This window comes from Nodularia sp. UHCC 0506 (genome assembly GCF_034931045.1).
Taxonomy (GTDB): Bacteria; Cyanobacteriota; Cyanobacteriia; order Cyanobacteriales; family Nostocaceae; genus Nodularia.
Window position 1 is genome coordinate 8,244 of sequence record NZ_JAYGHH010000061.1, and the last position, 21,871, is coordinate 30,114.

The window sequence follows — 21,871 nt, forward strand, 5'->3', positions numbered from 1 at the left end:
GTGTTATTAGCTAATAAGTGGATGCAAGACAAACTTGCTCAAACATAGGCTTTCACTTTAAGCGGTTGTTAAAGTAACTGCCATTAAGTAACCTTGGAGGTGCTTGGCGAGTAATTGAACTTGGGGTTGATGAAAGATGCTGTAGTGGTTCCCCGGAATGATTTGAGTTTGGACACCACCAGTCGCAAATTGTCCCCAACCCAAATTATGGTCTGTTTGATTCTTGTGAGATTGTTCTTCAGCCCGCAGCAAAACCAGTTGATGAGGATAAACTTGAGGACTGTAACGGTACATCGTTTCCATGTTGGTTTTGAAAACCTGGAATAGATGTTGAATTTGTAACAGTCCAGCATCAATTGGTACTAAATTGAGTTCTCTGGCCTGTTGGAGAATGTAGTTCAATCGTGCTTCCGGGGTCATGGTTTGCAATTTACCTCGGAGTTGCTCAACATCAAAATTGAAATCACCTTGCAAATCTTGAATAAACCAAGCTGACAAAAGGGCTTCATCCAAAACCAAGTTGGAGTTAGGAACTTGGCAATCAATGAGTGCTAATAAGTTTACTTGTTGGTTTTGCTCATGTAACTGCTGTGCTATTTCAAAAGCGACAACTCCCCCAAAAGACCATCCTCCCAATAGATAAGGGCCTTGAGGTTGAATCTGGCGAATGGCTTCAATGTAAGCCGTAGCCATTTCTTCTATACTTTTTATGGGTTGTTCATTGGGGTTAAGCCCTGATGCTTGTAGTCCATAAAATGGTTGGTTAGAACTAAGATGATGGACAAGTTGAGTATAGCAGAGAACATTACCACCAACGGGATGGACACAGAAAAAGGGGCGAGCATTTCCTTGGGGTTGAATCTCCACAAGAGGAGACCAAGAATGAGTCGGTTGTTGTTGTCGAAGTTGTTGGGCTAGTTGTTCAATAGTTCCTTGTTGAAAAAGCGTAGATAGCGGTAGTGTTTGGGCAAAATGTTTTTGAATTTGCGTCATTAAGCGCACCGCAGAAATAGAATTACCTCCTAAGTTAAAGAAGTTATCGGTAACACCAAGATGCTCGACCTTTAAAGTCTCTTGCCATATCTGAACTAATTCCGTTTCCCATTTGTCTCTGGGAGCTACGAAAGTATTGCAGCGCTGGTAGTTGCTTGCTTGCACTTGAGGCAAGGCTTGACGATCTAACTTGCCATTGGCTGTAATTGGTAGAGACTCCAGGGTAATAAAAGCCGAGGGAATCATGTAATTAGGCAGTTTATCTTGTAAAAATTGCCCCAGTTCTTGGTTATTTAAATGCCGTTGAGAAACAGGCACAACATAGGCAATTAGTTGTTTGTCTCCCTGGAAATCTGTTGCTGTCACTACAAGTGTTTGGATATCTGGATGTTGACTGAGAACAGCTTCAATTTCACCCAATTCAATGCGATAGCCTCGGATTTTGACCTGAAAGTCTTCTCGGCCTAGAAACTCGATATTACCATCAGGTAGGTAACGACCTAAGTCTCCAGTACGGTAAAGACGTTCATCATTAGACGGGTGATGAATAAAACTAGCAGAGGTTTTGGCTTCATCACCCCAGTATCCCCAAGCCAATCCGACACCGCCAATATAGAGATTTCCAGTAACCCAAGTGGGACAGGGTTGTAAAGCCTCATCCAAGATATGGAAGCTTTGGTTACTCAAGGGACGGCCATAGGGAATGCTTTTCCACTCTGGTTCTAGATGTGTAATGGGATAGAAAATAGACCAGATTGATGCTTCTGTGGCTCCTCCCAAGCTAATGGTTTGAACTTCTGGAAGTAGAGATTTAATTTGTGCGGGCAAATTGAGGGGAATCCAGTCACCGCTCATCAGTACCAGTCTTAAAGAAGGTGGTAGCCCATGAGGTTGTTCGGCGGTATAGTCAACCAACAACTGCATGAGAGGGGGGGCGGAGTTCCAAACTGTGATTTGCTGGCGTGCCATGATATCTGACCAATGACCTGGATCTCGAATTGCATCCGCATCTGGCAGGACGATAGTAGCACCTGCCGCCAAGGTGCCGAAGATATCATAAACGGATAAATCAAAACTTAAAGAGGAAATTGCAAAGATGCGATCGCCTGCTCCCACATTAAACCTACGATTAAGATCGAGGATAGTATTAACAGCACCCCGATGATCAATCATTACCCCTTTGGGTTTACCAGTAGATCCAGAAGTATAAATGACATAAGCCAAATCTAAGGGAGTTTGCAGGGGTGGCAGAGCAGTACTATCCATCTGTAGACGCTGATCTTGGTCAATTTGATCTATACACAGTCGTTGTATTGTCTCAGGCCATGCCAGCTTTTCATCCAGCCAAGATTGAGTTAATACTAATTGGACATTACTGTTTTCTAAGATGTACCATAACCTTTCTTTAGGTAAACTGGGATCAATGGGTAAGTAAGCTGCACCAGCTTTGAGAATACTAAAAACCCCAACAATCTGTTCCCATCCCTTCTCCATAACCACAGCTACCAGGTGGTTAACACTAGCTCCCGCCTGATGTAACCATTTTCCCACTTGATGAGAGTATTCATCGAGTTGTTGGTAAGTAAGCTGACGTTGGGAGGTGATAATGGCGGGTTGGTTTGGGCGTTGTGGAACTTGATTTGTAAACAAGCTATGCAGTGTTTCGGAAGACAGAGGGGTTCTGTCGGCGTTGATAGCTAATCGTTGTTGCAGTTGGTAATCAGGTACTAACGATAAATTTGTTTCCCAGGCGGTGTCATCTGTGGCTAATTGCTGGAGAAAATGACAGTAGGCTGCAAACATATCTGACATTAAACCAGAGGGAAAAGCCTCGTCTACTGCATCCCAGTTGAGAACCAAAGCCCCTTGATTTTCCAAAATTTGATGGTCTAATAAAACAAAAGGCGTTTGCAGTCCACTTTTTTGCAGAGTCCAGAAATCTGCAATGGAACTAGATTCTTGCTGACGTGAATCTAAACCCAACGCACTGGCAAAAGTTACAGGCATAGCGGCCTGAGAACTTCCTCCTTGCAATCGATTCAGTTCCCCTAAGACTTCTACACCACTAATAGAACTATGCTCTAAGTCTTCCCATAGTTGTTTTTGGAGGTTTTGAGCATGGGTTGTGAAATTGATGGACTCAGAACAATCTACCTCTAGTAAAAGTGTGGAACTGAAATTACCTAGTACTTTGTAGACATCTTGGTGAATTGGTAAGCGATTGAAGTAAAGAATATTAATCGTAAATTGGGGATTTTTATTCCAAGCATGAAGGACGGCTGCATAGGCGGCACAGACAGTTGAGGCAGGTTTTAGACCTAACTGCATTGCTTTTTGCTTAAGCTGCTGCCAATGTTCGGCTTCTAAACGCGCACTCCAGCGTCGAAAACGAGGATAATCTAAAGAACTAGGCTGTTTTGCTAAAGGTAACTCTGGCGCAGGTGGTAAAGTATTTAAGCGATGCCACCAATATTGGTGAGATTGTTGGTAAGCTGGGGAACCTTTAACTTTAGTAATTTCCTGTATGTATTCACGATAGGAAATTTCTACAGGTTTTAAATTAACTTCGGGATGTTGATACAGTTGAAATAATTCGTTGAACAAAATACCACTACTCATGGCATCGCAAATCAAAAGACTGATGTTAAAATGCAGCAGGAATTTTTGTTCATCTAGATGATGTACTAAGACTTCAAATAATGGCCATTGGTCAATGAAGGGTCCATGATCTGCGAAGCGTTGACTAGTTTTTTCTAAGTGTGAATTGACAAATTCTGCGTCTTTATTTCTTAAATCAATAACAGGAATTTGATAATCGGGAATTTCTTCTACGATTTTTTGTTTACCATCGGGGAGAATAATGACTCTGAGAGCTTCGTGCCTTTGGATGAGGCGTTTCCAGGCATGGTTTAATTGGGTAATGTTTAGTTCCTTGGTGGTTAATTCTACATAATAATGAGCAGATACATTTCCTAGTTCAAAAAATTCACCGCAGCCAATTGCGTAAGCCTGTTGTAAATCAGTAAGCGGAAAGGAAGAATTCTTGGGCTGTGTATTAGCTGCTGACTGTGTATTAGCTAATAAGCTGAGAAGTTCACTTTTGTATTCAATTAGTTGTGTGCGTAAATCTGGAGTAATTACTCCTTTGGGAGCATGATAACGCAGGCGATCGCCTTCTACCCATAATTGTACACCCTGTTCTAATAGCTGGCTTAAAAACTTCGTTGCGCTCATATTTCCCCATCCTCCCAATCTTCATTAGTGTTTACTTGTTGATGCAGTTCCAAGTCAGACAATTGCTGCTGGTTAAAAGCTGTATTAAATTTGACGAGAATTTGGTTAGCTAGTTGAGTTACACTAGGCCCTTGTAACAGGTCTGCCATAGATATACTCACCTTCATTTGACTCTCAATCCAATTCTTCAATTCAATGGCAATGAGTGAGTCTAGACCCACATAATTCAGAGATTGTTGAGGATCTAGTTTTTCTGTAGGTAATCTCAAGGTTTGAGCAATATATTCTCGTAACCAAGTAGTTAATAGTTCTAGGCGATCGCTCACATCTATGGATGTCAGTTGGTTGTATTTTCTGGTTATGGTCTTAACTGATGTGGAATCTTGTAATGTCAACAAGTCTTCATCAGTCATTAAATCACTTAACAGTGGTAACTCAGCTAATGCTGGAGTGGAATCACGTAATTTTTGCCAGTTAGCTGGTAATACACCCACTTGTACAGCAGACTCTTGTTGCAGGAGTTGGGCAAAAGTTTCTAATCCTTGAGATGGGGATATGTAACCGAAACCACTGTCAGAGAAACGCTCATCCACTGGGGTTTGTGTTGCTGCCATACCAACTTGAGACCAAGCTCCCCAATTGATGCTCAGACCCGCGAAACCATGACTTCGCCGATAATGGGCTAATGTGTCCAAAAAAGCATTAGCAGCCGAGTAATTTCCCTGACCAGGCGATCCCATTAAAGAAGCCACAGATGAGAATAAAACAAAGTGGTCTAGTTCACAATTCCGGGTGTGGGTATGGAGATTCCCAGCTCCGAGAATTTTGGGAGCCATGACCTTTTGTAATCGCTCTGAGTTCAACTGTAGCAAGATGCCATCATCAAGAACAGCAGCCGCATGAATCACCCCGCGTAGAGGCGGCATTGATTGTTGAATAGTTGCGATTACATCAGCTACTTGCTGAGTCACAGAGACATCAGCCGCGAAAACTTTGACTGTAGCTCCGGCTTTTTCCATTTGGGCGATCGCTTGTTGAGCAATTGTTGAGGCCCCACGTCTGCCAATTAAAGCTAAATGACGAGCGCCCTGCTGTACCATCCACTCAGCAATCGTTAAACCTAGTCCTCCCATACCTCCTGTAATTAAATATGTCGCATCAGACCGCAATTTCACTGACTGCTGGAGTTTGAGTTGCGACCTGACTAACCGTGCTACATAACGAACCTCCCCGCGCCAAGCAATGTGATTTTCATTGCTATTGAATTTTAGTTCTTGTACCCAAGTCGGTATCTCAGTCTGAAGATTCTCTGGACTCACATCCACAAGGGTACAACGCAGTTCTGGGTGTTCTTGGATAATAACTTTACCCAATCCCCAGAGTGCAGACTGGTGCATGAAAATCTCAGAGTTGTGATTAGCAATTCCTTGAGTTCCTTGAGTGACTATCCACAACCGAGGCGGATTAGTGACACCTGTTTTGATAATTGCTTGTGTTAAATGCAGTAGATAACTACAAAGAAATTGCGATTTTTCCCCTAGCAAATCAACATCTGTGGAATTTGTAGCATTGGCAGCACCCCAACAATAAACAATTCCTGGGCAAAATGTTGGACTGGCTGGCAAATATTGAGCAAGCAATTTCTCAAAGGCGGTGCTATCAGCCGGATCAATGGGAATTCCTGCCGAAAATTGAGCGACATCAGCTGTTTGGGGGTAAATCAGTGTATATGTATCACCACTTGCTGCTAGAAAATTGCCTAATTTTTCACCCCAATCCGGGGTATCCACAAAAATTAACCAATGTCCCGTGGCTGGTGATGGGTGTAGATTTTCCGGTTGTGGTTGCCATTGAACTTCATAGAACCAGTCCGGAATTTCAGGCTGAGTCGGTTTCTCAATGCTGGTATCCAACTTTTGTCCACGAAATCCCTGCACTTCCAAAATCACTTCACCTTGCTGATTCAGCAGGAAGATATCTGCTTCTAAGCTGTCTGGATCTGAATCAGTTTCTGGCTTTAACAGTAAATGACTCCAGACTTTTTGATCTAAACGACCATAGACTTTTATACTGCTTAACCCCACCGGCAAATAAGTTGTATCTTGTTGATGATTTGTTAGTCGTGCGGCTCCAAAAGATTGGAAGGCAGAATCTAACAAGACTGGATGAATTTGATAGGGTTGTGCAATTTTTCCTAAAGTTTCTGGTAATTGAATTTGTGCGAAAACTTCACCATCCTGTCGCCAAATTTGCTGAATTCCTTGGAAACAAGGGCCATAATTTAAACCATAGTTAGACATGGTTTGATAGTGAGCTACTGCTGTAATTTTTTCTTGACAGCGTTTTTGAATTGTCTCTATTTCTACCTGCTTCAGCATGATGGTGTTAGTCTCTGGCAGTTCTAGACATATCTTTCCGGCTGCGTGCAGTACCCAAGGACTAGAGGATGGGGCATTGCTGTGACGACTAAAAATTTTGAAATCAGCAGTATTTGATGTTTCATTCTCAGCCAGGAGTAGTTGAATAGTTTGATCACCTTTTTCTGGTAAAAATAGTGCTTTTTGAAAAGCTACATTTTGTAAATAATGAATTCCCGAACCAAAAACTTGTTTAGCAGCAGATAAGGCCATTTCTAAATAAGCTGCTCCTGGTAATACAACTTTGCCTTGGACTCGATGATCTCTCAGATAAGTCAAGGATTTTGTATCCAGTTCCACTTCCCAAAAATACTGCCCTGCTAAATGTGCTAATTCTCGCAAGCGATAACCCAAAAGTGGATGTTTGGCTGATATCTCGGTTCTAGGCTGGGAAATTTGATGCTCTGGAAAATCTAACCAGTAACGCTGTCTCTGCCAAGGATAAGTAAGTAATGACAGATGTGGAGCCTTGCTATGATAAAGATTACCCCATTCTATACGACAACCAAGTGTATAGAGTTTGCCTAAGTTGGTTAAAAGTTGGCTTCTAATGTCAAGATTTTCTATATGCGTAAATGTGGTAAATATAACTTTTTGTTGGGAGCAGCATTGTGTAATTTCCTCAGTTAACACAGGTTGAGGGCTAATCTCTATAAAAATGTTGCAGCCATGAGCGATAAGACAATTAATTACAGCCTGGGAAGATGTTATATTGGACTTTCCCCAATTTCTCACCTGCATACCTTGACCATTTCCCATTTGCCCTGTGAGGTGAGAATAAATCGGAATGTGAGCAGGCTGGGTGATGATTTGCGGTTGATGATGTTTGTGGGGGGAAACTTGATAAACAAGCAGTTGTATGGCTGCATCAAGATGGAATACACCGGCGACATAAGCGGCGGCAATTTCTGCTAATCCGTATCCAGCGATCGCTTCTGGTTGAATTCCCCAGGAACACCATAAAGCTGCTACAGCAATTTGCACAACCACTGTAATTTCCGATTGACGCTGTGACTCAGAGGCTGTTAACTCTGCTAACACTGACCAACCTGCATATTGTTGCATTAGGCGATCGCATTGCTCTAATGTTTCGGAAAAAACTACTTCTTCTTGCACTAACTGTCGTCCCATTTCCCGCCAGTGCAATTCGGGGGAATCAGTAAAAATGAAGGTAATTTGGGGCGAATAACCAGAAACTGGGACAGAATCAGGAGCAGTTGACTGTAAATAAGCTTGCAAATCTGCTTGGATAGTGGCGCGAGATTTCCCCACTAAAGACAAACGATAACGATGATGACTGCGGCGGATGCTGGCATTGTAACAAATATCTCCCCAGGAAACAGCATCTGAGGTTGTGGCTAAAAACTTTTGATAAGAATAGGCAAGTTGTTGGAGGGCGCTGGGTGTTTGGGCAGATAAGGGGAATAAATAAGCAGATCCATCTGGTTGATGTTCTCCAGCACTGTGTTGAGGCGCTGCTTCTAAGATCAAATGAGCATTTGTACCACTTAGACCAAAAGAACTTAACCCTGCAATTCGCCGACCATCAACGCCTTGCCAATCTGTGGAGGCTAGGGGAATTTGCATCCGATTCTCAGATAAGGAAATGTGAGGATTTACTGTTTGCAGATGCAAATGTGGGGGAATTTTGGCGTGCTGCAAAGCTAGTACCACCTTAATCAACCCAGCAATGCCGGCGGCTGACTCTAAATGCCCAATATTGGTTTTAACTGAACTAACCCACAGCAGGTTATCAGGCTCACGACTTTGACCATAAACTGCACCTAAAGCTCTAATTTCAATGGGATCTCCCAATGCCGTACCTGTGCCGTGAGCTTCAACATAACTCACTTGATGCGGCTGCACTTGAGCATTTGCTAAAGCCTGCTTGATTAAAGCTTGCTGAGCCAGTCCATTGGGAACAGTTAAACCACTACTAGGCCCATTGTGATTCACTGCTGATCCCCGAATCACCCCTAATATCTGGTCTTGATCTGCTAAGGCATCATTAAGGCGTTTGAGAACAATCATCCCGCAGCCTTCACCACGGGTGTAACCGTCGGCAGATGCATCAAAGGTTTTGCATAACCCGTCTGGAGCCAGCGCCCGCATTTGAGAGAGAGCAACAGTGATTTCCGGTAAAAGAATTAAATTTACGCCCCCTGCCAAAGCCAAATCACATTCTTGCGATCGCAGACTTTGGCAAGCCAAATGAACAGAGACTAAAGAAGAAGAGCAAGCCGTATCCAACACCATGGACGGGCCTTGCAAACCCAACAGGTAAGACAATCGACCAGCGACAAAACTAGAAGCGTTGCCAGTACTAGTATATAGATCCATCTGTTCTGGCGTTCCCCTGGACATCAGGCGACGGTCGTAGTCACTGTACATGATGCCGACATACACACCGGTTTGACTGTTTTTGAGTTTTTCTGGAACCTGACCAGCTTCTTCTAAAGCTTCCCAACTCACTTCTAATAACAAGCGTTGTTGGGGGTCGATGTTCACAGCTTCTCTAGGAGAAATCCCAAAAAAATCCGCATCAAATTGGTCAACTTCCCGCAAAAAACAGCCATAACGGGTGTACATTTTTCCAGGTTTGCCAGGTTCGGGATCATAATAAGCCTCAATGTCCCAGCGATCGCACGGTAACTCAGTAGTTGTATGTTGCCCATTTTGCAAAAGTTGCCAAAATGCCTCCGGGTTATGAGCTGCTCCCGGAAAGCGACAGCCCATGCCAATAATAGCGATTGGTTCTGCTTTTGCTTGCTCATGCTGATCCAGCTTGGCTTGCATTTTCTCTAGAGCTAGTAAAGCCCGTTTCAAAGGTGAAAGCTGTTCAACTCGCTGTGAAAAATTATTCATAAATTGACATCCTTGCTTCCAGTGCTGCTAATTTATTTGCTAGTAAAATTTCTGCTTCTGACTCAGCCAGTTGTTCTAGTTCTGAGACAACCTCTGCTGCGGCATTATCATCAGTGATTGATGCCGATGTTGTAGTTTCTTGCCAACCCAGAATGGTTGTTGCTAAATACTTCCCTAAGGCCTCAACACTGGCATACTCAAACACCAAGGTAGAAGGCAAGGGCTGGGCAAAACTCTTTTGTAAACGGTTCTTTAAATCCACGGCCATCAAAGAATCCATACCCATAGCAAACAAACCTTGCTCCAATGCCAACAGATGGGGGGATGATAAGCCCATAACTTGAGCTGCTTCCTGACGGATATGGTTAATTAAAATTTCTGGGCGTTGGCTAACAGTTGCCTGTGCTAACTGCTGAAGGATATCTACTGATTTTGTCGGTAGTTGATGAACTGTCACCAAATCATTCAAGAAAGCCGGTTGCTCTCCACTGACAAATTGTTGTAAAAATTTATTCCACTCAATAGGTAACACTCCCATCTGAGCCACCTCACTGCCCATGAGATATTCCAGAGATGCCAAACCAGAAGTTGATGAAATTTGACCGATACCTTTAGTATTCCAGCCCTGTTGAACTTGTTCAGACAAGTTGACTGCCATACCTGCTTCTGCCCAAGGCCCCCAATTAATACTTAAGCCTGGTAAACCTTGAGACTGCCTATAGTGAGCCAAAGCATCTAAAAAGGCGTTAGCCGCAGCATAGTTACCTTGTCCAATGGAACCCATGAGCGAGGCCATGGAAGAAAACAGCACAAAAAAGTCTAAAGGTAACTGGGCGGTTTGAGTATGTAAGTTCCAAGCACCCAGTACTTTAGGAGCCATGACTTGGGCAAATTGCGACCAATCTTGTTTGAGTAAGACACCATCATTTAAGACTCCGCCAGCATGAAAGATTCCCCGCAGTGGTGGCAGGTGCTGATCAATTTCTGTTAATACTTGAGTCACCGATTCTGGTTGAGCGACATCGGCAGCTAAGACAATTATTTTAACTCCTGTTTCTTCCCAATTTTTCAGCTTATCTAGGACTTGATTAGTAGCTCCCCTGCGACTAGTCAGCACCAGATAACGCGCACCACGCTGTATTAGCCAATGTGCCACTTGCAGACCCAATGCACCAACACCACCAACAATTAAATAGGTAGAGTCGGGATGAATGACTGGAGAAGATGGGGTTGTCAACACTGGCTGACGCTGTAACCGAGCAACATATCTTTGATTTTCACGGAAAGCAACCAAGTGATTGTTATCCGCTTGTAATAATTCATTCCACAAAAGAGATAGTTCTGCTGAAGAAGTTGCCGGATCTAAATCCACCAGTCCACCCCAAACTTCTGGATGTTCTAGTGCTATCACCCGTCCTAGTCCCCAGAGGGTTGCTTGTTCTATTGCCAAAGGTTGAGATGGATCTACGGCTTGCGCGCCTCTGGTAATCATGTAGAGTTTGGGCATCTGGGAAAATTTCTGCTTGACCAGATTTTGGATCAGATGCAGTACAGCACCCAAGTTAAATGCTTGCATCTGTGCCAATTCATCGATGTTGCAAGATTTTTTTAACCCCCATAAGTAGACAATGCCACCCCAGGGCTGTGCTAAAAGAGTGTTAAAATCAGTCCCATGATCTGGATTGATCCAATAATATTTGCCTTCCTTGACTTGATATTCACGTCCAGGATATACCAATGTGCAGGCCTGTCCCTGTTGTTGCCAATAGTCAGCTAAAGAGTTAGCAAATCCATCTGAATCAGCAAAAATCAGCCAGGGCGATGGTGAGGGTGTTTTAATAGCAGTGGTCAGTGATTGAGGTTGCCATGTAATTTTGTGTAACCAATGATGCCAGTCTGTTGGCTGGTGCAGTAACATTGCTGATTGGTTAACAGCTTTGATTTGTAGCCCTTGAATAGCAACAACGGTTTGGTGGGTATCATCGACAACTTGAATATCTCCCACTAAGATGGCTAATTGGGTAACTCTTCGTTGAGCATAACTCTGTAATTGATTGGAAAAATTAGGATGGGTTAGCACTTGCAGGGACTCTATCCCTATAGGAACATAGGCAGTCGAGTTGTGAGTTTCATCAGACAAAGTTGCACTCAGTAGTTGAAAACATGAGTCGATCAATCCTGGAGGTAGTGTATAAATATTTGCGTGACGGATACCAATAGGTGATTTTATCTCGCTGAATGCTTCATGATCTCCTTGCCAAACTGACCCTAACCATTTAAAGGTAGAACCGAGGTCAATACCACGTTGCTGTGCAGCTTGATAAATGGCATCTGAGTTGGGGGTGTAATTACAGCATCTGGCTTTAATCGCTTTGGGGTCAATTGGATTTTGGTGCAGGTTATCCACCAATAACAATTGAGCTTGAGCATTGAGAATCCAAGATGCTGCTGTCTTTTGGCTATGGGGTGAGGTGAGACTGAATAATTGGCAAGTAAAAGCCCCTAATTTCTCTGGTGTTAACACTAATTGTATAGTGATATCTGCGTCTTCTGGGAGCATTAAGGCTTGTAAAAACGCGATATCTGCTAACATAATCTGTTGCTGGGTATCCCGCATTTCCCAGGCCGCAGCACAGAACATTGACAAGTAAAAGGCAGCTGGAACAACAACAGTGTTGTAAACTTGGTGGTCTGCTAAATCAGGAAATGCTTCTAGGTTAATTTGGGTTTGAAAATGAATATCTGAGGCTAAAGGTGAAGAAAATCGCTGTCCCAGCAATGGATGTTGCATGGGGTTGGCAAGTCTGCTACAGGTGTGGGAATGCCATGTTAAGTGAGATTCTTGAGGCCAAAATCTTTGCCGTTGGAAAGGATAAGTGGGCAAAGAAATATTGTGTCCATAACCTGTTTCGACATTTTGCCATTTAATTTCTGCACCCCGCAGGTACAACTGACTCAAGCTGGTGAGTAAATATTGCCAATCTGAACCTCCGACATTCAAAGATGATAACCACAGGGCAGCATTGGCAGGTAAACACCTCCGTCCCATACCAATTAAAGTTGATTTTGGCCCCACTTCTAAAAATATCTGGTATCCTTGCTGATGCAGTGTTTCTATCCCGGTGGCAAACTGCACTGCTTCTTGAATGTGGCGACACCAGTAGTCAGCTTGCCCGATTTCGGCAAAGGAAGTAGATTTACCCGTAAGATTTGATACTAAGTTTATCTGAGGGAGATGATAGGTGACTGACTGCGCCACTTGGCGAAATTCTGCCAACATCGGTGTCATTAAGGGTGAATGGAAGGCGTGGGATACCTGTAGCAGATGATAATTAATACCTTGTTGCTGCAATGTCTGCAATATCTGATTTATGGCTTGGCGTTCTCCCGAAATAACGGTGTTGATGGGGCCGTTGATGGTGGCGATCGCCACCTGTGTACCATAGGGCGCAATCAGTGATTTAACTCGTTCTGTATCGGCAAATATAGCAGCCATGGCTCCGTTCTGAGGTAAGGCTTGCATCAAACGAGCGCGGTGAGCAATCAGTTTTAAACCATCTTCTAAACTGAAAACTCCGGCAATACAAGCAGCTACATATTCACCTACGCTATGACCCATAACGGCATCTGGTAGAATTCCCCAAGATAGCCATAGTTGCGCTAGGGCATATTCCAAGCTAAATAAGGCAGGTTGGGTATAAGCTGTTTCATGTATGGGGGAGGTGTTTCCGGCTTGTGGATACAGAACATCGAACAAAGAATATTCTAAGTGAGAACGCAATAGGCGATCGCATTCATCTATGATTTGACGGAATAAAGGTTGAGTCTGGTACAGTTCCCATCCCATCTGTAAATACTGAGAACCTTGTCCAGTAAATAAGAACACGATCCTCGGTGTTGGCATTTTTGAGCAGTCGGCGGTATGTATTGGCTCTAGATTGCCTGCTGTGAATGTATTTAGTTGAGTTTGCAGGTGAGCTAGAGAATCTGCCAGTAGGGATAAACGGCAGTGAAAATGATTACGACCTGAGTTAACTGTGTGACAAATATCAGCCAAAGAAATATGGGCAGACTCTTGAGAATACTCAGCATAACGTTGCGCCAGTTGTTGCAAAGCTGCTGGAGTTTTGGCAGATAAATTAAATAGATGTAGCTTACGTTCAAATTTAATCGTTTGGCTAGTGATTTTTGGGGCTTCTGCTAATATTAAATGAGCATTAATCCCACTCAGACCAAATGAACTCACACCCGCAATCCGAGATGCTTCTACATCCCAAGATATAGACTGGGTAGGGATTTGGATGTTATGGTTCTGTGCGGCAATATGCGGATTTAATGCTTGTAAATGTAAATGTGGTGGAATCGTTTGATTTTGTAATCCTAAAACAACTTTAATTAATCCAGCAATACCAGCAGCTGATTCTAAATGTCCAATATTAGTTTTTACCGAACCTATTTGTAATGGTTGTGATCCAGGGCGCTGTTGACCATAGACTGTGGCTAAGGCTTGCACTTCTATAGGATCTCCTAAAGATGTTCCTGTACCATGAGCTTCTACATAACTAACTTGATGTGGTTTCACTCCGGCATTATTTAACGCCTGTTGTAAGAGGATTTTTTGAGCTGGTCCACTAGGGACTGTTAAACCACTACTAGGACCATCATGATTAACTACGGAACCGCGAATCACAGCCAAAATGCGATCGCCATCTGCTTGGGCATCACTCAACCGCTTAAGTACTACAACACCACAGCCTTCTCCCCGTGCATATCCATCTGCTTGGGCATCAAAGGTTTTACAATAGCCATCCGCAGCTAAGGCTTGCATCCGAGAAAGGGCAATACTAACTTCAGGAAAGAGAATTAAATTTACACCACCTGCCAAGGCTAAACGACATTCTTGCAAGCGTAAGCTTTGACAAGCTAAATGAACTGCTACTAAAGAAGAGGAACAAGCCGTATCCAGAACCATGGCTGGGCCTTGTAAACCTAAAAAGTAGGATAATCTGCCAGCTAAAAAGCTCAAACCATTACCAGTACCGTAGTAAGCATTTAAATATTCTGGATTTCCCTGGGCTGTCAGACGACGGGAGTAATCATTGTGCATGACTCCCATAAATACCCCTGTCTGACTATTGCGTAATTGGTCTGGTGGTTGACAGGCATTTTCTAGGGCTTCCCAACAGACTTCTAATAACAAACGTTGTTGAGGATCAAGGGTAATGGCTTCACGGGGTGTAATGCCAAAAAATTGAGCATCAAACTGATCAATATCTGATAAAAAATAGCCTTGACGGACGTAAATTTTTCCCTCTGTGTCTGAGTCCGAATCATGATAAGCTTCTACATCCCATCGGTTTTGGGGAATAGATGTTGCTGCATCAATGCCATGATTTAGAAGATGCCAGAATTCATCGGGATTATTGGCCCCAGGAAAACGACAACCCATACCGACAATGGCAATTGGTTCAGTTTTGGCCTGTTTTTCCGCTTCTAATTTACGGCGCATTTCTTTCAAAGCTAACAGCGCTTGTTTTAGTTGAGCTGTTTGCTGTTCTGAAGCGTTCTGCATTACCAATCCCCACTCATTAATTGATTAATTTCTGCCATTTCGGCTGCTAATAAATTGCTAAGTTCATTCTCAGAAATTGTTTCTAGCTCGGTTGATTCTGGATCTACTAGTTGCTGTTCATTAATAGATACAGTTCCCGGTGGTAATTTTTCGGAAGACCATTCCATAATTTCTTGACTAATATATGCAGTCAAAGCTTCTACACTGGGATAATCAAATAGGAGTGTAGCTGGTAAAACTTTTCCGAAATTCTTTTGCAATCGATTCTTCAATTCCACAGCCATAAGTGAATCCATGCCCATTTCAAATAAACCTTGCCGTAATTTCAGAATATGGGATGCAGGTAATCCCAAAACTTGTTTAATTTCATTTGTCAGATGTTCTACTAGTAAGTTTTCCCGTTGCTGAGGTAACGCTTGCTCTAGCTGCTGGCTAATTGTAGATAATTGCTGGTTAGCTGTAACATGAGTTTCCAGCCCTAGAGCTAATTGTGAGAATAATTGCGGTATTGAGTCACTAGGAAAAGCCTGTAGAAATTGCCGCCAATCGATTGATAAAACGCCAATTTGGGGAGGGGATTTTTGTAACAATTGCTCTAACAATTGCACTCCCATTTGCGGGTTAATTTGTCCAATTCCTGCGGCTTGCCATCGTTGTTCGCTGCGCTCTCCTCTGGTAGCCATTCCCGTTTCTGCCCATGGTCCCCAATTAATGCTTAGTCCTGGTAAACCGTGAAATTGCCGATAGTGAGCGATCGCATCTAAAAAGGCATTACTAGCAGCATAGTTACTTTGACCACCAGCACCCACAAGGGAAGCAGCTGAAGAAAACAAGACAAAAAAGTCTAATGGTATGTCACTAGTCAGATGATGCAGATTCCAAGCTCCCTGGATTTTGGGAGCCATGACTTGACTAAAGCGGTTCCAGTTTTGCTGCATCAAAACTCCATCATCCAGAACACCTGCGGCGTGAATAATTCCTCGCAGTGGAGGTAAGGTCTGATGAATGGTTTGCAAAACTTCAGCTAGTTGTTGGTATTGGGCAACATCTGCCTGAGCAATGACTATTTGTGTATCTGATTGTTCGAGTTGGACTAATTTTGCATTTGTCGCACCTCGACCCCGACGACTTAGCAAAACTATGTATTTAGCTCCCCGTGTCATCATCCAATTAGCAACTTCTAACCCCAAGTCTCCCAAACCACCGGTAATTAAGTAAGTTGCATCAGGGTTGAGGGTGAATGAAACTGATTCAGTAAGTTCTTGATATTTAGTCAGATGAGCTATATAACGTTCTTGATGGCGATATGCTACATACTCATCTGTTATACCTTGCTTTAGTTCCTGAAACAAATAAGATGCTTGAAGATCACAGTTTACAGGTTCTAAATCTGTGATGCTCCATTTAAGTTCTGGATGCTCGAATGATAAAGTTCGTACCAGGCCCCAGAGTGGTGATTGGGCGATCGCAATTGCATCTTGTGACGTAACTGCTTGAGCGTTACGGGTGACAAACTGTAAGGGAGGAATATCATAGTGTTGTTGCACCAATGTTTGTATTAAATACAACGCACTGCCACAAGTTAAGGCTTGTTGGTCTACTAAAGAATTTACTGTATTTGTTGCAGGGGGTTGAGTATCTAGACTCCAAAGGTGAATTATACCTAATAAAGCTAAGGTATTATCATGTACATCTGCCCACAGACGTTGCCAACCTTCTGCTTCCTCTGGATTCAGCCAGATTTGTTGATTTGCAGTGTGGCAATAGTCCTGACGAGGATAAACCAAGGTGCATTGTTGCCCTTGTTGTTGTAAATGAGCCGCTAAAGTTTTACCCACACCGCCTTCATCGGCAAAGATTAACCATTGACCAAGTTCTAGCAATTGACCATGATTGATGGGATTTGGTTGCCACTGCATTTGATATAACCAGTCACTCAACGGTTGTGATGGAGCAGTTAGCAAGGATTTTTCACTTACCGACTTCACCCGCAGATGTCCAACTTCCATCATCAGTTGTCCTGTGTGATCAAAAAGCCGGATATCTCCAGTTAAAGTTTCTGATTGTGATTTGTTATCAGAATGCAATAATGCGTGCGCCCATAGTTTTTGTTCCAGACGAGGAGGGAGAAGCACTTGCAGATAATCTATATTTACAGGAACATAGGCAGTGTTATTCCATGTTTTTGTAGTCAACGTGGCATTTAACATCTGTAAACAAGCGTCAATGAACCCAGGATGCCAACCATTGTTGATCCCGTGACTGATGCTTGCTGGAATTTGCACCTCTCCCAGTGCTTCACCAGACTGGTACCAAATTGAACCAATCCACTGAAAGCTATTGCCCAAGTACAGCCCTCTTTGCAGTGCAGTTTGATACAAAATTTGCTCACCTGTGCTGACTTCTGAGCATTGACGCTGAATCTCCTCGACTGAAATTCGCTTTTGAGTCAGACTGGCTGTTATGGGTGATTGAGTCTGCACTTTGCCTGTGACGTGTAATATCCAATTACTTTCTAATGTCGTAGATGCCTGACTGAGACTAAACACCTGAAACGACATCTGCTGATTATCTTCGGGTGTCAGAATTAGTTGCAGAGTTACAATTTCTGATTCATCAAAACTTAAAGCTTTGAGAAAAACTATTTCTTCTAGGCGGCAAAAGTTCTGTTTGCTAATCTCTGCTGTAGCTGCGATCGCCATAGCTAGGTAAACTGTAGCTGGAACTACTAACTGACGATACACCCGGTGGTCGGCTAAGAACGGGAAAGTCTCTAAGCTTAATTGAGTTTGAAATTGAATTGTTGTAGTTAAAGGAGAGTAGATTCTTCTTCCTAATAAGGGATGGGACGCTCTAGCAGGATCAGGGATTTTAACTTCAGTTTTATTGGGCAAAGATAACCAATAGTTCTGACGTTGAAAAGGATAAGTTGGTAAAACTAGACGATGACGTTGATATTCATGATCGAACCCTGACCAATCTATGGTTATACCTTGGAGATAAAGTTTAATCAAACTATCCAGCAGAGTTTGCCAATCTGATTGTTCTCCTATCAAAGAAGCTATCCAAGTTGTTTGAGTAGATGATTTATCAGATGCACCCACCACAATGAACAAGTCACTATCATTAAACTCTGTTACTTGGTAAATATCATGGCATTGATTTGGGGATTGCAAACATTGTTGCCAATATTCTGAACTGGAGATATCTTCTTGATTAAGTCGTTTTTTGGTTGTACCTGAAATTAGAGGAACCTGAAAAGTTTTTCCCTGAGCTAAATTTTTGTAATTCTGCTTTTGCAGCAGGATGTGAAAGCAGTCTTCTAAAGTCAAAACACCTGTGATACAAGCGGATACAAGCTCACCAACACCATAACCCACTACCACATCTGGCTTAATTCCCCAAGATTTCCACAACTCAGCTAGGGCATATTCTAAAGCAAATAAGCCCAGAAAATGCTCAGGAGAAGAGACTTTGGCAGATTTGAGCCACAAAATAGTTTCTAAAGATTCACCTAGTAATGGTTGCAGAATCTGATCGCAGTGTTGGAATGCTTTTTGAAATGTTGGTTGGGTTTGATAAAGTTGGTTTCCCATACCGGGAAAAAAGCCATTACCAGGAAATACAAAGATAATTTTGCGACTAACCGAATATGGAATGGAAGTATATAACTGAGTGGATGTTGATTTGTTGTCAATAAATTCGGCTAATTGAGTTTGCAACTGTGAGGTGGATTTAGCAATGATGGCTAATCGTTCACAAAAGTGCGATCGCCCGGCATTGGCTGTATAACAAATATTGGCAATGGATTCATCACTATGGGTAACTAGATATTGCTGATAACGTTGTGCTAATTCTCTTAACGCCGTCTCAGTTTTGGCAGATAAAGTCAGTATGTGAAGAGGACGCTCTATTGTTTGCTCCGATGAGTTGGATGAAATTTTAGGCCTTGTTGCTAATACTACATGAGCATTAGTACCACTCAAACCAAAGGAACTAACTCCCGCAATCCGAGGTTGGAGATCATCTAGCCAAGGAGTTGGTTTTGTGGGAATTTCTATCTGACCTGCTTGTAAAGATATGCGTGGATTCAGGGTGTTTAGATGCAGATGGGGTGGTATTTCTGCGTGGTATAGCGAGAGAACTACCTTCATTAATCCAGCAATACCAGCTGCTGACTCTAAATGCCCAATATTAGTTTTGACAGAGCCGATTTTCAGAGGTTCTTGATTACTTCTAGCAAAGACAGATCCTAAAGCTCTGACCTCAATTGGATCTCCTAAAGGTGTACCTGTACCATGAGCTTCTATATAGCTTACTTGATGCGGTTCTATTCTGGCATTCTTTAATGCTTGGCGTAATAGGGCTTCTTGAGCTAGTCCATTGGGAACGGTAAAACCACTGCTGTAACCATCATGGTTGACGGCGGAACCGCGAATTACTGCCCAAATTTGATCCCCATCAGCTACAGCATCAGCAAGACGCTTAAGGAGTACAATCCCACAACCTTCTCCCCGTCCATATCCATTAGCAGTGGCATCAAATGTTTTGCAACGTCCATCTGGAGAAATGGCTTTGGTTTGAGAAAGATAAATGCTGCTATCTGGAGCCAAAATAAGATTACATCCTCCGGCCAGGGCTAGATTACATTCTCTATTACGTAAACTTTGGCAAGCCAGATGTACAGTTACTAGTGATGAGGAGCAAGCCGTATCAATTACCATAGCCGGGCCTTGCAATCCTAAGAAGTACGATAATCGACCAGCCGCAGCACTCAGAGCGGTTCCCGTGCCATAGTAGGCATTGAATTGGGTGGAATCGTCGGCTTGCACTTGTAGTTTGGCATAATCTGCATTGATCAGTCCGATGAATATCCCTGTTTGACTTCCCTCTAATTGTTTTGGTGGTTGTCCTGCGTGTTCGAGTGCTTCCCAACTTACTTCTAATAAGAGTCTCTGTTGGGGATCTAAATTCACTGCTTCTCGTGGAGAAATTCCAAAAAATTCGGCATCAAACTGATCAATGCCGTCTAAGAAGCCACCTCGACGGCTATACATCTTACCTGGAATGTCTGGATTGCTGTCATAGTAGTCAGCGATCTGCCAACGGTTAGTAGGAATATCGATTGTTGCGTCTATACCAGTTTGAATTAGTTGCCAAAAAGCCTCTGGATTATTGGCTTCACCAGGAAATCGGCAACCCATACCAATGATGGCGATCGCGTCTGAGTCTTGAGATGTTTTGATATTCGATTGTAGGGGTATAGTTTGATCTGGCTCTATATCTATAGATTGTGGCTTATCACTGACCATATCTTCGGAACAATGCACATTTGTTAGCAAATAATTTGCTAGTGTTTCAATTGTCGGGTAATCAAATACTGATGACGGTGGAATGACAAATAAATCCTCTAAGCTAGTCTGGAGTCTATCCTGTAAATCAATCACCATCAAAGAGGTCATTCCCATCTCAAAAAAACCTTGATGATGATTCAGAGGATAGGATGGAGGTAGTCCTAGAATACTTACAACTTCACTATGAATATAGTTTATCCAAAATTGCGATCGCTCTTCTGGCGCAACTGACTGAAATTTCTGGAGGAAAGTAAGTTTTTGTAAATTCACAACCGTAACATTTGGCTCACAACATTCAGATAAAGCCTCTTTGTTTTTTATACTTAATAACTTATCGACTAATTCATTAATATTTTTAATATTATGCAAATCAATCGTTTCTGCATTGTCAGTATCAATTAGAAGTTCCTCAATTACAGAGTAAACTACAGTCTTAATTATACAATCGCTACCTCCTAAATCTTCTATTGATTGGGAAACATCTAAATTTATGTTGGTGTCTGGAATATTTAGTCTAATATTTTTGATGACAACATCCATTACCTCTTGTCGGTTCACGTTCTTTCTCCCTGTATTAGCTTGTAACCTCTAGACTTTTGTGTTTGTTTAGAAGTTCATGGTTAGACCTAAACTTCTGAGATTAACAGGTATTCATTGCAGGGATACAAACCATACACCCTTAAATTTCGGAATATACTTAATTTTGGAATATATCTATAATAATTATCAGTTAAATTATACATATATTTCATCTCGTAATAATTTGTTACACAAATACATATTTATATATATATTAAGACTTATATTTAACTTCTCAACGAGAGCAATACGATTTTGTAGTATGATTGCGGTTTTTTGGCTACAAATCAAGATTTGTAGGAATTTTGAAGGATTATTCCCAGTTAAAAAATATAAAAACAGGGGATAATCTTCTGTTACTTACAGCACTTTCTGTAACGGTTTGGTACAAAACGAAATCCTATAACCCTTTTCCTATAAACCTTTTAGATATTTAGGTGTGGTACTTTGAAAATAAAAGTGCTGTCGTTAAATTTAAATAGCAATATTTTCTTCATTCTTCATTTAGTACGGTAAATTCATCCAAGTTAGTATAGTATGGGCTTGACAAATTACAAAAAATAATAAAAAAAATCGTAATGATTCAGGTGGTGGAGTATTGACAAGTGTGAATAATTACGGCAGAAGATAGCAATTATGGAAAAAGACCCAGCAATTCTCATTTTGAAAAAAATAGAGTATTACAGCACTTCCAGCAGCTATGAGGTACATCCTCAAAACTGAAAGCTGTACCAATACGGTTCGGTTAACCAAAAATCCCAATTTTTAGAATGCCAAAAGGTCGATTATTACATTCCACTTTTGAAAATAATGTCAATTAAGTAGGACTTGCTGAATAAAGCCAAAAGCTAGAGAAT

4 protein-coding genes are annotated in these 21,871 nt (G+C 42.2%); all 4 read right to left on the reverse strand.

Going from position 1 to position 21,871, the window contains the following annotated elements; all coding sequences use genetic code 11:
• Positions 1-57: 57 nt before the first annotated feature.
• From VB654_RS22725 to VB654_RS22740, 4 genes are read right to left on the reverse strand one after another with little or no spacing between them, the layout of a single operon-like run.
• The gene (locus VB654_RS22725) at positions 58-4,227 is read right to left on the reverse strand and encodes an amino acid adenylation domain-containing protein (RefSeq protein WP_323216092.1); all 4,170 of its coding nucleotides are present in this window, start codon (positions 4,225-4,227) and stop codon (positions 58-60) included.
• Positions 4,224-9,509: a type I polyketide synthase gene (locus VB654_RS22730; protein WP_323216093.1), complete on the reverse strand. Its 5,286-nt coding sequence runs from the start codon at positions 9,507-9,509 to the stop codon at positions 4,224-4,226. Before VB654_RS22730 ends, VB654_RS22725 begins: the two co-directional genes overlap by 4 nt.
• Positions 9,502-15,081 (reverse strand): type I polyketide synthase, encoded by a 5,580-nt coding sequence (locus VB654_RS22735; protein WP_323216094.1) that lies wholly within the window; start codon positions 15,079-15,081, stop codon positions 9,502-9,504. The genes VB654_RS22730 and VB654_RS22735 overlap by 8 nt, the downstream gene beginning before the upstream one ends.
• Positions 15,081-20,993 (reverse strand): SDR family NAD(P)-dependent oxidoreductase, encoded by a 5,913-nt coding sequence (locus VB654_RS22740; RefSeq protein ID WP_323216095.1) that lies wholly within the window; start codon positions 20,991-20,993, stop codon positions 15,081-15,083. Before VB654_RS22740 ends, VB654_RS22735 begins: the two co-directional genes overlap by 1 nt.
• Positions 20,994-21,871: the final 878 nt, after the last annotated feature.

What these genes read in the sequence shown, in the direction of transcription:
- VB654_RS22725 (WP_323216092.1), bottom strand. Translation starts at nt 4,227, where the DNA reads ATGAGCGCAACGAAGTTTTTAAGCCAGCTATTAGAACAGGGTGTACAA.
- VB654_RS22730 (WP_323216093.1), bottom strand. Translation starts at nt 9,509, where the DNA reads ATGAATAATTTTTCACAGCGAGTTGAACAGCTTTCACCTTTGAAACGG.
- VB654_RS22735 (WP_323216094.1), bottom strand. Translation starts at nt 15,081, where the DNA reads ATGCAGAACGCTTCAGAACAGCAAACAGCTCAACTAAAACAAGCGCTG.